13 protein-coding genes are annotated in these 14310 nt (G+C 37.4%); all 13 read left to right on the top strand.

The features are described from left to right. Window positions 1–27 precede the first annotated feature (27 nt). Window positions 28–768: a ClpP family protease gene (locus CEF18_RS09875; protein WP_110936309.1), complete on the top strand. Its 741-nt coding sequence runs from the start codon at window positions 28–30 to the stop codon at window positions 766–768. Next, on the top strand, window positions 765–977 hold the full coding sequence (locus CEF18_RS09870) for a YlzJ-like family protein (RefSeq protein ID WP_110936308.1): 213 nt from the start codon (window positions 765–767) through the stop codon (window positions 975–977). Before CEF18_RS09875 ends, CEF18_RS09870 begins: the two co-directional genes overlap by 4 nt. A 317-nt stretch (window positions 978–1294) precedes the next feature. Continuing rightward, entirely contained in the window at window positions 1295–3691 is a 2397-nt protein-coding gene (locus tag CEF18_RS09865; RefSeq protein WP_110936307.1) for an FtsK/SpoIIIE family DNA translocase, read from the top strand. Window positions 3692–3800: 109 nt separating this feature from the next. Then, complete coding sequence (locus tag CEF18_RS09860) at window positions 3801–4523, top strand: GntR family transcriptional regulator (protein WP_110936306.1); 723 nt, start codon at window positions 3801–3803, stop codon at window positions 4521–4523. A gap of 267 nt (window positions 4524–4790) precedes the next feature. Beyond that, a complete protein-coding gene (gene yfmF, locus CEF18_RS09855) occupies window positions 4791–6095 on the top strand; it encodes an EF-P 5-aminopentanol modification-associated protein YfmF (RefSeq protein WP_110936305.1) in 1305 nt (434 codons plus the stop codon). Further along, window positions 6088–7395, top strand: a complete 1308-nt coding sequence (gene yfmH, locus CEF18_RS09850; RefSeq protein ID WP_110936304.1) for an EF-P 5-aminopentanol modification-associated protein YfmH — start codon at window positions 6088–6090, stop codon at window positions 7393–7395. The genes yfmF and yfmH overlap by 8 nt, the downstream gene beginning before the upstream one ends. After that, entirely contained in the window at window positions 7388–8119 is a 732-nt protein-coding gene (gene ymfI / locus CEF18_RS09845; RefSeq protein ID WP_110936303.1) for an elongation factor P 5-aminopentanone reductase, read from the top strand. Before yfmH ends, ymfI begins: the two co-directional genes overlap by 8 nt. A gap of 80 nt (window positions 8120–8199) precedes the next feature. Next, window positions 8200–8445, top strand: a complete 246-nt coding sequence (locus CEF18_RS09840; protein ID WP_110936302.1) for a DUF3243 domain-containing protein — start codon at window positions 8200–8202, stop codon at window positions 8443–8445. 237 nt (window positions 8446–8682) lie between these two features. Beyond that, window positions 8683–9456 (top strand): YmfK family protein, encoded by a 774-nt coding sequence (locus CEF18_RS09835; protein WP_110936301.1) that lies wholly within the window; start codon window positions 8683–8685, stop codon window positions 9454–9456. A gap of 15 nt (window positions 9457–9471) precedes the next feature. Then, a complete protein-coding gene (locus CEF18_RS09830; protein WP_110936300.1) occupies window positions 9472–10395 on the top strand; it encodes a helix-turn-helix domain-containing protein in 924 nt (307 codons plus the stop codon). A 389-nt stretch (window positions 10396–10784) separates the two neighbouring features. Then, window positions 10785–11363 carry a CDP-diacylglycerol--glycerol-3-phosphate 3-phosphatidyltransferase gene (pgsA, locus tag CEF18_RS09825; RefSeq protein ID WP_110936299.1) on the top strand — a complete coding sequence of 193 codons (579 nt, stop codon included), beginning with the start codon at window positions 10785–10787 and terminating at the stop codon, window positions 11361–11363. Window positions 11364–11387: 24 nt separating this feature from the next. Continuing rightward, window positions 11388–12638 carry a competence/damage-inducible protein A gene (locus CEF18_RS09820; RefSeq protein ID WP_110936298.1) on the top strand — a complete coding sequence of 417 codons (1251 nt, stop codon included), beginning with the start codon at window positions 11388–11390 and terminating at the stop codon, window positions 12636–12638. Continuing rightward, complete coding sequence (locus tag CEF18_RS09815) at window positions 12638–14221, top strand: DEAD/DEAH box helicase (protein ID WP_110936297.1); 1584 nt, start codon at window positions 12638–12640, stop codon at window positions 14219–14221. The genes CEF18_RS09820 and CEF18_RS09815 overlap by 1 nt, the downstream gene beginning before the upstream one ends. Window positions 14222–14310 lie beyond the last annotated feature (89 nt).

The following is a 14310-nucleotide window of genomic DNA, read 5'->3' as shown; positions in this document are numbered from 1 at the left end:
TACTAATGATTAGAAGGAGGGTTTTTCATGACACAGAGCAATCAAAATCAACCAGAACCCAATCAAGATCAGGATAATAAGAATAAAGGTGGAATACTCGATAAAATTCAACAATTAGGGTCGACGAATGTTCCTGCAATGGAAGAAAGCAATATACACGTTCTAACAATCATTGGCCAAATTGAAGGTCATATGCAGTTACCGCCGCAAAATAAAACGACGAAATACGAACATGTTATTCCTCAATTGGTAGCTGCAGAACAGAATTCCAAAATTGAAGGGTTACTATTAATCCTAAATACCGTCGGAGGGGATGTTGAAGCGGGTTTAGCTTTGGCAGAAATGGTTGCTTCGATGACCAAGCCAACAGTGACATTAGTTTTAGGGGGAGGTCACTCTATTGGTGTACCAATCGCCGTAGCTGGCACACATTCTTTTATCGCTGAATCCGCAACGATGACCATTCACCCAATAAGGCTAACAGGTCTTATCATTGGTGTGCCGCAAAGTTTTGAGTACATGGATAAAATGCAGGATCGTGTCATTAATTTTGTTACGCAGCATTCCTCCGTATCAGAAGAGGATTTTAAAGAATTAATGCTTTCAAAAGGAAATCTCACTCGTGATATAGGGACAAATGTGATAGGGACGGATGCTGTTAAAGCTGGTTTAATAAACGAAGTAGGTGGATTAGGTCAAGCGATAAAAAAACTGCAAGAGCTAATTGATGAACAGAAGCAGCAAATGCAAGGGGATGTTGTTCAATGATCTTATATACTTACGAAAATCCTCACCTCATGTTTCCCGTTGACGAGTCTGAGTACGGAGCCCAAGAGCTTGTTTCGATTCCTGGAGGGCAGCTTGTGGTCGAAAGAGAGAAAGATTTAAAGTCATGTCGTATCGTTCGTTTATTAGCAACGGATCCAAATATGTTTTTAGAATCCAAATATGCCCCTGGACAAATGATTCAACTCTAGAGGACTTCGGTTTTTCTGAGAGAGTTAAGTTGACAGCTACCTTCACACCGCACGTATCAAGGGAAAAACCCACCCTACCTTTCGAGTAGCACCTACACGCAGTTCGTATGTGCTACTCGGGGCGGTGGAAGCTGACGCTGTATTTAATAAAAGACGGCTATGCCGTTTTTCTTAAAACATTTAGTTATAAATAATATAATTATGCTATAATGAACGAAACAAGCGTTCGTGAATAAGGTGGCAGCAGCCGATCATTCGGCTGCTTCTTCCGTTCATACATAAAGAAATGCATATTGAAGAATTTTTGAGGTGATCTGATGGCAAAAAAACGCACAAAAAAAACACAGAAATGGAAATCGCAATTGACGTATGAACTTTCAGGGCTTTTTCTTTTTATTATTTCTCTTGTTACTTTCGCACAATTAGGAGTTATTGGAGAAGGACTAGTGCAATTATTTCGATTTTTTCTTGGAAGCTGGCATATTTTATTAGCGATAAGTCTTTTCCTTTTTTCCATTTATCTTATGTTAAAGCAAAAACTCCCTGTTGTATGGACCCGGAAATTTATTGGCCTTTATTTATTGATTATTTCTATCATGTTATTGAGCCATGTACAACTCTTTCAAGACCTGTCCGATCGGGTAGAATTTAATGATTTCTCTGTCATTAGAAACACTTGGGATTTATATTGGCAGCAGTTACAGGGGGCAGCGATTACCGAGAATTTAGGTGGAGGAATGATTGGTGCAATCGTATATTCGGTTAGCCATGTGCTCTTCTCCTCGGGAGGGACAATTTTCTTTGCAATAGGACTTATTATTACTTCGTTAGTTTTAATAACTGGTAAATCATTTGTTGATATCTTGAAAAAAAGTGGAGGAGTTCCTTCAGCCTTTTTTATTCACATGAAAAATAGACTTAGAGATTCTGTTTCTACTTTCTGGGGAAATGTGAAACAAAAAAGGGGCGAAAAGAAAGCTTCCTCCCCTTCTGTAAAAGCTGAGAAAATTAAAGAAGAGGAATCTGACGATGAATTTGAAGAGGAGCCGATCATTTATGATTTCTCTAAAAAAGCTTACGGAAATAATGAAACGCCACCAGTATCACATGAGGATCCTGTTGAAGTAGAGAACGAAAAAGTAACTGCAGCTACTGCTACTGCCACACATACTTCTGTAGGAGCACCAGTTCAAACAAAGGTAGCAGAAGACGGTAAAGTAATAAAGTCTTTGGTCATTGCAGAATCTGAAAACGAAGATTATAAACTTCCACATCTTGATTTGTTATCGAATCCTGCCAAAGCAAGCCAGTCAAAAGAACATGCCATGCTATCAAAAAACGCGAGAAAATTAGAACGTACATTAGAGAGCTTTGGAGTCGATGCAAAAGTTACAAAGGTTCATTTGGGACCATCTGTTACAAAATATGAAGTATATCCTAGTACTGGAGTGAAAGTTAGCAAGATTGTTAACTTAACAGATGATTTAGCGTTAGCTCTAGCTGCGAGGGATATTCGGATGGAAGCTCCAATTCCGGGTAAGTCTGCAATAGGGATTGAAGTACCTAACCAGGAAGTGTCACTGGTTACGCTGAGAGAAGTGCTTGATTCTTCTCAAATGCAAGAAAAAGAGAATAAGTTAGCAATCGCGTTGGGGCGAGATATTTCAGGAGAAGCAGTTATTGCAGAACTCAATAAAATGCCTCACCTTCTTGTCGCAGGTGCAACAGGAAGTGGAAAAAGTGTATGTATTAATGGAATAATCATTAGTATTTTGATGCGAAGTAAACCTCATGAAGTGAAATTAATGATGATTGATCCTAAAATGGTTGAATTAAATGTGTATAATGGTATTCCGCATTTGTTATCTCCGGTTGTTACAGAACCAAAGAAAGCAGCGCAGGCTCTTAAAAAAGTAGTGAATGAAATGGAACGCAGGTATGAACTCTTTGCAGCCTCTGGAACCCGGAATATAGAAGGTTACAACACATATTTAAAAAGAGAAAACAAAAAACGGGATCAGGCGGAGGCCCATTCACCACTTCCTTTTATCGTTGTCATTGTGGATGAGTTAGCTGATTTAATGATGGTTGCTTCTTCCGACGTGGAGGATGCGATAACGCGTTTAGCACAAATGGCCCGAGCAGCAGGGATTCATTTAATCATTGCAACACAAAGACCTTCTGTTGACGTTATTACTGGAGTGATTAAAGCAAATATACCATCAAGAATCGCCTTCGGTGTGTCGAGTTCTACAGATTCTAGAACTATCTTAGATGGAAATGGTGCTGAAAAACTCCTTGGTAAAGGAGATATGTTATTTTTACCTGTTGGAGCTTCTAAAGCGACTAGAATTCAAGGCGCTTTTTTATCCGATGATGAAGTTGAAAGAATAGTGATGCACTGTATTGAGCAGCAAAAGGCACAATATGCGGAAGAAATGATGCCAAAAGAAGGGGACTCCGATCCAGTAAGGGAGGAAGTACAAGACGAGCTGTATAACGATGCAGTTAAATTAATTACGGAAATGCAAACTGCTTCCGTTTCGATGTTACAGCGCCGTTTTAGAGTTGGTTATGCTCGGGCTGCGAGACTGATCGATGAAATGGAAGTTAGAGGTATTGTGGGACCTTATGAGGGAAGTAAACCTCGCGAAGTTCTTGTAGCAAAGATCTCAGAGGATCCAATCTCTCAAAATGACACGAATGGCGTCTGATGTCAAAAAACACTGAAAACGATTAAATAATGATAGTCCAAAATCATATTTCATGTTACATTAAATTATAGAAAAAATGACTATTTTGTTTCAGAAAAGGGGGGTTTAGATGATTAAATCTGATCAACGGCCATTATACTTACAAGTAATAGATAAAATCAAAGAAGACATTGAAAATGGAATTTACGAAACTGGAGAACGATTACCTTCTGAATTTCAGTTATCTAAACAACTTGGAATTAGTCGAGCAACACTTAGAGAAGCGTTACGCATGCTTGAAGATGAGAGTGTGATTATTCGGAGACATGGAGTTGGGACATTTATTAATACGAAGCCCCTTTTTTCTTCTGGCATTGAAGAATTATTTAGTGTGACAGACATGATTAAACGCGGGAATAAAGTACCTGGCACTAATTATATCTCTTCTACGATTGAGAGTGCAACGGAAGATGATATACGAAGGTTTAATGATGAAGAATTGACAGATATGATCGTTATCGATCGAGTTAGGACAGCTGATGAAGAACCGGTTGTTTATTGTTTAGATAAGATTCCTAAACAACATTTACCTGATTATGTTTCCCACCAACAACAATCAATTTTTGATCAATTGGAAAAGTCAGGTACAACAATTACCTATGCTATGACACAAATTGAACCGATTGGTTATCACGAACGAATTTCTGAGATTTTGCAATGTGAGCCGGAAACAGCATTATTAGTGCTAAAGCAAATGCACTTTAATGAGTTGGATAAACCGGTATTGTATTCCATTAACTATTTTAGAGCAGACAAGTTTAAGTTCCACGTAATGCGTAAAAGAGTTTATTAAGACGAACAAAATAAAAGTGTTGGATTTCCTCTTTTTAGTAAGTAATGAACCGAAGTGTGATTATCTGTTGAGAGTTTTTCTTGAACGGGTGATCACATCTCGATTTATTGCTTATTTTTTGTTGTTTTATAAAAATAGCTAGTATTTTCATGGAAAATATGAATTTTTTGCTAATTATTGGTCTGTTAAGTACAATTAAAGAGTATGAAATAACATAATCAGTTCATTTTAAGGAATAGTATTAGTAATTAGAGGGAGGTAATTTATATGAACCAAGAACCAGTGATTCATTTCCAATCTGGAAGCATAAATGTGCATTATATTCCATCAACCACATTTAAAACGAATACATTTGTCATCCAATTGAAAGCCCCATTAGCGAAAGACACGGTAACCAAAAGGGCTATTCTGCCTCAAGTTTTACAAAGTGGATCGGAGGATTATCCAACAAGATTGGCTCTGCGAAGTGCTTTAGAAGATCTCTATGGTGCTTCTTTGCAAGGTGATATTGTAAAAAAAGGTGAAAATCAGATTATGTCATTCCGAATGGATATTGCAAACGAAAAATTCTTAAAAGATAACACGCCTTTAATGGAACAAGGCTTAAAATTGCTTTCTTCAGTCTTTCTTCATCCAAAAATATCAAATAATCAATTTGATGATAAAATACTCTCGGACGAAATAAGAACGCATCGCCAAAAAATTGCGTCTATTTTTGATGATAAAATGAGATTTGCTAACAAACGATTGACAGAAGAAATGTGTAAGAACGAACCTTTTGGTCTTCACGTATTAGGGGAAGAAAAAGATTTAGATGCTATAGACAGTAAAAACCTGTTTGAATATTATCAGCAAGTGTTGCAAAATGATCAAATAGATTTTTATATTATGGGCGATATGAACCATGACGATTTAAAAGAAATGATTGAAAAGTATTTTATGATCACTCGCAATGAAACAACAACTAATACTAATAATAACTCCCCAGATTCTAGTGCAAACCAGCAATCAAGAGAGCCGCGCGAAGTTGTTGAAGAACAAGAAATACAGCAAGGTAAACTTCATTTAGGTTACCGGACTAATGTTACATACGGAGACCAGGAGTACTTTGCCTTACAATTATTCAACGGTATATTCGGCGGTTTTTCTCATTCGAAACTTTTCATAAATGTTCGTGAAAAAGCATCTCTTGCTTATTATGCAGCATCCCGGATTGAAAGTATGAAAGGTCTATTAATCGTAATGGCTGGTATTGAATCAAATAAATACGATGAAGCAACTAGTATCATTTTCAAGCAGATGGAAGACATGCAAAACGGTGAGTTTACAGAGGAAGACATAGAGCAAACAAAAGCTGTATTTAAAAATCAAATCCTTGAAACAATGGATTCGCCACGTGGAAGAATTGAGTTGGAATATCAAAATGAAGTAGGGGTCGGAAGAATTCCCTTAGAGGAATGGATGACTAGAATAGACGAAGTGACGAAAGAAGATATCGTACAGGTCGCATCAAAAATTCAACTGGATACCACTTATTTTTTAAAGGGAAAGGAGGAATCTGCAAATGAGTAAGCTTACATTTGATCAATTACAAGAGACGCTTTATGCGGAAGAACTATCTAACGGTCTGCAGGTGTATGTTTTGCCTAAAAAAGGGTTTAATAAAACATTTGCAACGTTTACAACTAAATACGGATCTATCGATAATCATTTTACTCCTCTTGGTAAAGATGAAAAGACACGAGTACCAGATGGTATTGCTCACTTTTTAGAGCATAAAATGTTCGATGACGAAGAAGGCGATGTATTCCAACAGTTCAGTAAACAAGGCGCATCGGCAAATGCATTTACTAGCTTTACGAGAACAGCTTATTTATTTTCAAGTACGATGAATGTAAAAGATAATCTTGAAACATTAATGAATTTTGTTCAGAAACCTTATTTTACAGATGAATCTGTTGAAAAAGAAAAAGGAATTATTGAACAGGAAATTAAGATGTATGAAGATAATCCGGATTGGCAAAATTTCTTTGGTTTGTTGACAGCAATGTACCAAAATCATCCTGTTTCTATTGATATTGCAGGGACAGTAGACTCAATTATGAAAACAACGAAAGAATTACTATATACATGTTATGAAACATTTTATCATCCTAGTAACATGGTTTTATTTATCGTTGGAAATGTAGTCCCTGATGAAGTGATGGAACAAGTGAAAAACAATCAAAAAGCAAAAACGTTCGCAAAACCTGAAGAGATTAAACGCTTTTTTGAATCGGAATCTTCAGAAGTTAGTACAAAGAAAAAAGTTATTCCTATGCCAGTTAATACAGGGAAATGTTTAGTAGGTATTAAGGATAAAAATCCAAATAGAAGCGGTGAAGACCTTTTAAGACATGAGTTATCGTTACAGTTAGTTCTGGAAATGATGTTTGGACAAAGTTCAACAAATTATCAAAGCCTTTATGAAGAAGGATTAATTGATGATAGCTTTAGTTTTGATTATACAGCAGAGCAAGGATTTGGTTTTTCTGTCATCGGTGGAGATTCCAATGACCCAGAACTATTAGCTTCCCGAATTGAAGAGATGGTAAAAGATTTTATTGAACAGCCTATTGACCAAGAAGCAATAGATAGAATTCGAAAAAAGAAAATCGGATATTTCCTAAAGGCGATGAACTCTCCTGAATTTATTGCAAACCAATTTACCCGTTATCGTTTTAATGATATGGATCTATTTCATGTAATCCCTATGCTTGAGTCATTAACTTTAGAGCAATTAAAAGAAACGATGAAAGAGCATTTCACGTTGGATACTCAGATGAGTCAATGTATTGTTAAAAGTGAGGATAGCACGAATAGTAATGACTAGACCTGTAGCATTTATTTCCGGTGCCAGTGGGGATATTGGTCATGAGATTAGTATTAGACTTGCAAAGGCAGGCTATGACTTAATTCTCCACTATCATAAAAATAGATCCGCAATGGATAAACTTTTACTGGAAATAGAGAAAACGTATAAGAGCAATTGCAAAATATTTCAAGCAGATTTTGCTGATGCAACAGAAACAATAAGTATTATCCAATCACTATCCATTACTCCAGAGGTCATTGTTCATAATGCTGGAGTGTCAAACTCCGGGTTATTACAAGACATTTCACAAGACGAACTGGCTACGGAAATGGCTATTGGTCTTATCACACCATCGATGATTACAAAAGAGTTCTTACCGGCGATGATTTCAAACAAAAAAGGAAAAATAATCTTTATTACTTCTATTTGGGGCGAAACTGGAGCTTCGAATGAGGTGTCATACTCAATGATTAAAGGCGGACAGAATGCATTTGTGAAAGCATTAGCTAAAGAAGTAGCACCTAGTGGAATTCAAGTAAACGGTATCGCACCAGGTGCCATAAAAACAAAAATGTTAGATGAGTATACGCTGGAGGAAATGGAGCATCTGGAGAATAGTATACCTGCAGGTCGCATAGGTGAGGCAAGGGAAGTAGCGGTAGCGGTAGAATTTCTGATATCGCCCGAAATGACTTATATGAATGGACATATACTCCGGCTTAACGGTGCTTGGTATTGTTAAACGAATCTTTTACAGGTGTGAATAATATTCTTCTTTCGTGAGAAAATAAACACGAAGATAACAAAAAGGAGGAATGAAGCATGTCTGTATTAGATCATTGGGATCAATGGAAAGACTTCTTAGGCGGCAAACTTGATCAAGGTCAAAGTGATGGAATGGATCAGTCAACTGTCTCAGAGGTAGCTTATCAAGTTGGAGAATATTTAGCTGATGAAGTACAACCAAAGAATGAGCAAGAGCAAGTGTTAGCCGATATGTGGTCTGTTGCATCTGAAGAAGAACAACATGCAATAGCTAATATGATGGTAAAACTTGTACAAAAATAGAGTGAATAAGAAGAGCTTTTCTAGCATCGTCTCTATGACGGTGCTCTTTCTCTTTATCGAAATTGCCAATATATTTATATTGTTTCACATAGTTTCCCACATTTTTCAATTATTTTTGGAAATATTGCCTAAAACCTGAAGGAATTATCCCGGATTTTCATAAATCCCTTTTAAAGATGAAAAAAATCTATTATGATAGCAAGAGACATATGCTAAACTAAACGAAGGGAGTTACCAATGGAACAAAAAGAGTGGTACATGGAATATCAAATCCATGAAAATCGACCAGGGCTACTTGGTGAAATTGCTTCTTTATTGGGAATGCTCCATATAAATATTGTTACAATTAATGGTGTTGAGCACCGTCGAAGAGGAATGTTAATTAAAAGTGTTAATGATGAAGCTATCATGCGACTAAGATTGATTCTTGAAACGATGGATGTGATCACGTTACGTAAAATCCGCCAACCAAAGCTTCGCGACAGATTAGCTGTTATGCATGGTCGTTATATTGAGCGGGATGAGGATGAAAAAAAAACATTTCGCTTTACACGTGAAGAACTTGGAATCCTGGTGGATTTCATGGCGGAATTGTTTAAAAAAGATGGTCATCGCCTAATTGGTATTCGTGGAATGCCGCGTGTCGGCAAAACAGAGTCTGTTGTCGCTGCAAGTGTCTGTGCGAACAAAAGGTGGTCTTTTTTATCCTCCACTCTTTTAAAACAGACAATACGCAGTCAACTTGCCGATGATGAAATGTCAGAACATCATATTTATATTATTGATGGAATCGTGTCTACAATGAGAGCGTCAGAAAGGCATCAAATGCTTGTATCGGAAATGATGAGACTTCCTGCAACAAAAGTTGTAGAGCACCCTGATATATTTATTAGGGAAACGGAATATACTTTAAAAGATTTTGATTATATCATTGAACTTCGAAGTGATGAGAACGAAGAAATTACATACGAGGCTGTAGAATCAGGCTTCTCATCCTTTGATATCAGGTAGTTAGTGGGTGTTTAAATGTCAGAACTAGGAATTAGACTAAAGTCAGCTAGAGAAGAAAAAGGTTATACGCTAGAGGAAATGCAAAAAGTCACAAAAATACAAAAGCGTTATTTAATGGCAATAGAAGAAGGTAACTTTTCAAAGATGCCAGGTGAATTTTATGCCAGAGCTTTTGTGAAAAGCTACTCAGAAGCAGTAGGTTTAGATCCTGATATGATTTTTGATGAGCACAAGGAGGAATTACCTCAACCCAAGAGAGAACGGGTCGATCTTCCGCCAAGAGTAAATCGTTCAAAACCTAGAACAGTGAGGCGTAAATCTCGTTTTGCATCGTTCATCCCTACGATTGTGCTTGTAATTTTTCTTTTAGTTATTGCATGTGGAATCTGGCTTTTCAATCAAGGCAATAGTGATGATGCATCTGTTCCGAGAGAACAACAACAGGAGCAGCCGTCTCTTGAAATCACTGATTCCGTCAACGAGGAGAATGAAACCGTCGACGGGAATGAAGAAGCAGTGAGTAATGCTAGTAGTGAAGAAGATAGCAGCGCTGCCAACGGTAGTGAAAATGAGAATAATGCAAACAGTGTAGAGAATAATGAAGAAGAGGAAGAAGAAGTAGCTCAGTCAATGACTTTAGACTCAATAGAGGGTAATCGTTCTTTCTACCAACTTTCAGGCACGGACAGCTTTGAGATTCGCATAGAAGTCGCGGGAGACAGTTGGATCGGAATTTCTAATTCGGATGGCGATAGTCTTCATGAAGGACCGCATACTCAAGGTGATACTGTTTCTTTAGACGTCTCAGATGAATCACACATTATTTTTAATCTTGGAAACGTAACAACAGCTGATATTTATATTAACGATGAGCTATTGGAGTATCAAAACGACGATGCAGGGGTTCGACAATATGTTGAAGTGGAGTTAGAATCGTAATCAAAAAATAATTCAGTATTAAGAGAAAAGTACTGAAAAAGTCGATTTGCACTTTTTCAGTGCTTTTTTGCAAGCTGAAAAGTTTATAATATTCTTCATTTTAAGAGATGTATGCTTTTGAACAGAGGGCTTGAATGATGCTTAAATGTTGGTGGCGAAAGCTCACGCTGTATTTAACAAAAGACGCTTTGCGTTTTTCTTATGAGATATTTTTCATATTGTTTGTATTGGGGTGTGTCATATGGTCTGCTTTGGCCTTGATTCATCCCTTTTGGCTATTAAAGAAAAATCAGAATCGTTAGTATTCGCATTACGCCTGTCTTTTTGATAAAATTGAAAAGGTCCAGAATATATTTACATAATAAAATGAAGCAGATAGGAGGATTCTCGTGAACATTCCAAATCAAATTACAATATCACGGATTATATTAATCCCTCTTTTTATGGTGTTTTTGCTTGTTCCATTCAACTGGGGAGTTTGGAGTATATTAGGTGCGGATATTCCCGTTCACCATTTCGTTGCTGCCATCATTTTTATCATTGCCAGTGCAACAGATTGGCTTGATGGTTACTATGCGAGAAAACATAATTTAGTAACAAACATGGGGAAGTTTCTCGATCCGTTAGCAGACAAATTGCTTATTACAGCTGCTTTTGTTTCTCTTGTTGGTTTGGACATGTTCCCTGCTTGGGCAGCTATTGTGGTCTTAAGTAGAGAGTTTGCTGTGACCGGGTTAAGACTTGTCGCTTCAGGCGAAGGTGAGGTTATTGCTGCAAGTACTTGGGGGAAATGGAAAACAGTAAGCCAAATCATTGCAGCAGCAGCACTCCTACTGCATAACATGATTTTTGAACTCATGAATTTTCCTTTTGCAACGATAATGGTATATGTCGCAGTCATTCTAACAGTACTATCCGGCATAGATTATTTTGTGAAAAATAAACATGTCTTGAATAAATCAATGTGATGGTATGGGAAGGATGATTACAACATGAATGCAGAAATTATCGCTGTAGGTTCGGAGCTACTGCTAGGGCAGATCGAAAATTCAAATGCTACATTTTTATCCTCAGAACTTTCAAAACTTGGGATTGATGTCTATCACCATGTTGTTGTGGGGGATAATGAAGCTCGCTTGGAAAAAACAGTAGAAACTGCACTAGAGAGATCCGATTTACTTATCCTCACTGGTGGTTTAGGACCGACAAAAGATGATATAACGAAAGAAATCCTAGCCAAAGTTACAGGTAGGGAACTCGTATATGACGAGAATACAGAAGCAAGACTTCATGCATATTTTGCTGGACGCGAAAAGAAAATGACGGAAAATAACCTGAAACAAGCGTTAATAATCCAAGGTTCTTACGTATTTCCTAACGATCATGGCTTGGCCTGTGGTATGGCAGTAGATGTATCCGGGAAGAAAGTAATTCTTCTTCCAGGACCACCTACAGAGATGATTCCAATGTTTGAAAGATATACTGGGCCATTTCTACAACAGGAATTACATACAAAAGATCAAATTCAATCAAAAGTGTTACGTTTTTTTAATATTGGGGAATCGCAATTGGTTCACGAAATTGATGACATTATTGAATCGCAAACAAATCCAACTGTAGCGCCTCTAGCTTCAGGTGGAGAAGTTACATTAAGGTTAACGGTGAAAGGCACGGATGCGAGTGAAAACGAACTAAAACTGGAAGAATTGAAGCAAAAGATTGTCAGTCGTGTATCTCCCTATTTTTATGGTGAAGGAGAGGCACAGTTGCATGGTATAGTGGTTGACCGACTTCAAGAATTAAAGTTGTCAATCGGAGCAGCAGAGAGCCTGACAGGAGGGGATTTCTCTAGTACTTTAACCGAAGTTGCTGGATCGTCCTCAGTTTTTAAGGGTGCAATCATATGTTATAGTAATGCAGTGAAGGAAGCTCAATTATCTGTACCGCAAGAAGTATTAACCAAAGAAGGCGCAGTGAGTAAAAGGTGTGCTGAACTTCTTGCTTTGAATGTAAAGAAACTACTTAAAACAGATGTTGGTATCAGTTTTACAGGTGTTGCAGGTCCTGATTCTTTGGAGGGCAAGAGTGCAGGTCTAGTTTACATTGGAATAGCAGTAAATGACAATGTAGAAGTGTTTAAATTACAATTAGCAGGTAGCCGAAAAAATATACGTGAAAGAGCTGCAAAGCATGGTTTTTATTATCTTCTACATGAACTTAGTAAGGAAAAGGTGGATGAATAATGATGAAATTCGAAGAGTTTGAAATTTCTGATGAGTTACAAAGAGCAATAAAAGATATGGGGTTCGAAGCTCCATCACCTATTCAGGAAAAAATTATTCCTGAAATACTAAAAAATCAAGATGTCATTGGACAAGCACAAACAGGAACAGGTAAGACTGCAGCATTTGGAATTCCGTTGTTAGAGCATTTAACGAAGGAAAAGCATGTTCAATCGCTTATTTTAACTCCTACACGAGAATTGGCGATTCAAGTAGCAGGAGAATTACAAAAACTTTCTAAATTTATGCATGTTCAGACTTTACCTGTATACGGGGGGCAATCTATTGGGCATCAGATCAAGTCCTTGAATAGAGGTGTGGAAATAGTTGTCGGAACACCTGGAAGAATTTTAGATCACCTGAATCGTGGTACTTTAAAATTACAAAAAGTTCATACGCTTATTTTGGATGAAGCGGATGAAATGCTTGATATGGGTTTTGTTGAGGATATTGAAAAGATTCTTAAGCAAGTGAACAGTGATCGACAAACGATGCTGTTTTCAGCGACAATGCCTCCGGCAATTCGCAAACTTTCTAACAAATACATGAAAAATCCTAAGCAAATTACGATTAGCAAAGGAGACGTTACTGCGCCTTCAATTAATCAAGTCTATTATAAAGTACTTGAGAAAAATAAATTAGATTCTTTATGCCGAGTTATTGATAGTGAAACGATCGAATTAGGAATTATCTTTTGCAGAACTAAAAAAGGTGTAGCAGAATTAACCGAAGCACTTCAAGCAAGAGGGTATATGGCAGATGGACTTCACGGAGACTTATCTCAATCGCAGCGTGATATGGTCATGAAAAAGTTTCGTGATGGAGCAATTGAATTTCTAATTGCAACTGACGTTGCTGCTAGGGGAATAGATGTTCAAAATGTTACGCACGTGATCAACTATGACATCCCTCAAGATCCGGAGAGTTATGTCCATAGAATCGGACGAACGGGTAGAGCCGGAAGAGATGGTATTGCGTTAACGCTTGTTACACCAAGAGAAATGAAACATTTACGTTCTATTGAGTCACAAATTAAGATGAATATTCCTGCACAAAGTTTACCTTCAGTGGAAGAGGTAGTGGAAAAACAACAACATGTGTGGAAAGGTCAAATCATCGATTTAATTGAAAACGATGAAGAGGAAGAGAGTTTGTATGATAGTGTTGTTACAGATTTACTAGACCAATATCCTGCGGAAAAAGTGGTTACCGCTTTAATGAAACTTGCCTTCTACAGCCGTGATGATATGAATGACGATGGGTATAACTTTGGCGAGACAGGAGCTCAAAAAGGAATGACCCGTTTCTTTATCAACGTTGGGCGTAATGTAGATTTGACACCGAAAAAATTAGTCGATGAAGTATCACGTCTTGTCGGAGTGAATCCGAAATCTGTCGGGAGAGTAGATATCTTTGAAAACTTTACGTTCTTGGAAGTGCCAGAAGAAGTAGCACCGTTTGTGTACGAAGGGTTAAAATACTCGAGAGTCAGTGGTGCCAGAATTAATCTGGAGCCGGCAAAACCGAGACCTAAAAGAAAATAATTAAAATAGAATCCGCCTTATCTATTGACGAGGCGGTTTTTTATTTGTAAAATGAAAAAGCGAACGAATGTTTGTAAAAATGGTGGCAA

The organism is Salipaludibacillus neizhouensis, from assembly GCF_002886185.1.
In the GTDB taxonomy this organism is placed as follows: domain Bacteria; phylum Bacillota; class Bacilli; order Bacillales; family Salisediminibacteriaceae; genus Salipaludibacillus; species Salipaludibacillus neizhouensis.
The sequence above is the reverse complement of the archived record's forward strand: the minus strand, read 5'-3'. Positions and strand labels throughout refer to the sequence as shown.

Excerpts from the sequence above, each read along its gene's own strand:
- CEF18_RS09875 (WP_110936309.1), top strand. The coding sequence starts at position 28 with ATGACACAGAGCAATCAAAATCAACCAGAACCCAATCAAGATCAGGAT.
- CEF18_RS09870 (WP_110936308.1), top strand. The coding sequence starts at position 765 with ATGATCTTATATACTTACGAAAATCCTCACCTCATGTTTCCCGTTGAC.
- CEF18_RS09865 (WP_110936307.1), top strand. The coding sequence starts at position 1,295 with ATGGCAAAAAAACGCACAAAAAAAACACAGAAATGGAAATCGCAATTG.
- CEF18_RS09860 (WP_110936306.1), top strand. The coding sequence starts at position 3,801 with ATGATTAAATCTGATCAACGGCCATTATACTTACAAGTAATAGATAAA.
- yfmF (WP_110936305.1), top strand. The coding sequence starts at position 4,791 with ATGAACCAAGAACCAGTGATTCATTTCCAATCTGGAAGCATAAATGTG.
- yfmH (WP_110936304.1), top strand. The coding sequence starts at position 6,088 with ATGAGTAAGCTTACATTTGATCAATTACAAGAGACGCTTTATGCGGAA.
- ymfI (WP_110936303.1), top strand. The coding sequence starts at position 7,388 with ATGACTAGACCTGTAGCATTTATTTCCGGTGCCAGTGGGGATATTGGT.
- CEF18_RS09840 (WP_110936302.1), top strand. The coding sequence starts at position 8,200 with ATGTCTGTATTAGATCATTGGGATCAATGGAAAGACTTCTTAGGCGGC.
- CEF18_RS09835 (WP_110936301.1), top strand. The coding sequence starts at position 8,683 with ATGGAACAAAAAGAGTGGTACATGGAATATCAAATCCATGAAAATCGA.
- CEF18_RS09830 (WP_110936300.1), top strand. The coding sequence starts at position 9,472 with ATGTCAGAACTAGGAATTAGACTAAAGTCAGCTAGAGAAGAAAAAGGT.
- CEF18_RS09820 (WP_110936298.1), top strand. The coding sequence starts at position 11,388 with ATGAATGCAGAAATTATCGCTGTAGGTTCGGAGCTACTGCTAGGGCAG.
- CEF18_RS09815 (WP_110936297.1), top strand. The coding sequence starts at position 12,638 with ATGATGAAATTCGAAGAGTTTGAAATTTCTGATGAGTTACAAAGAGCA.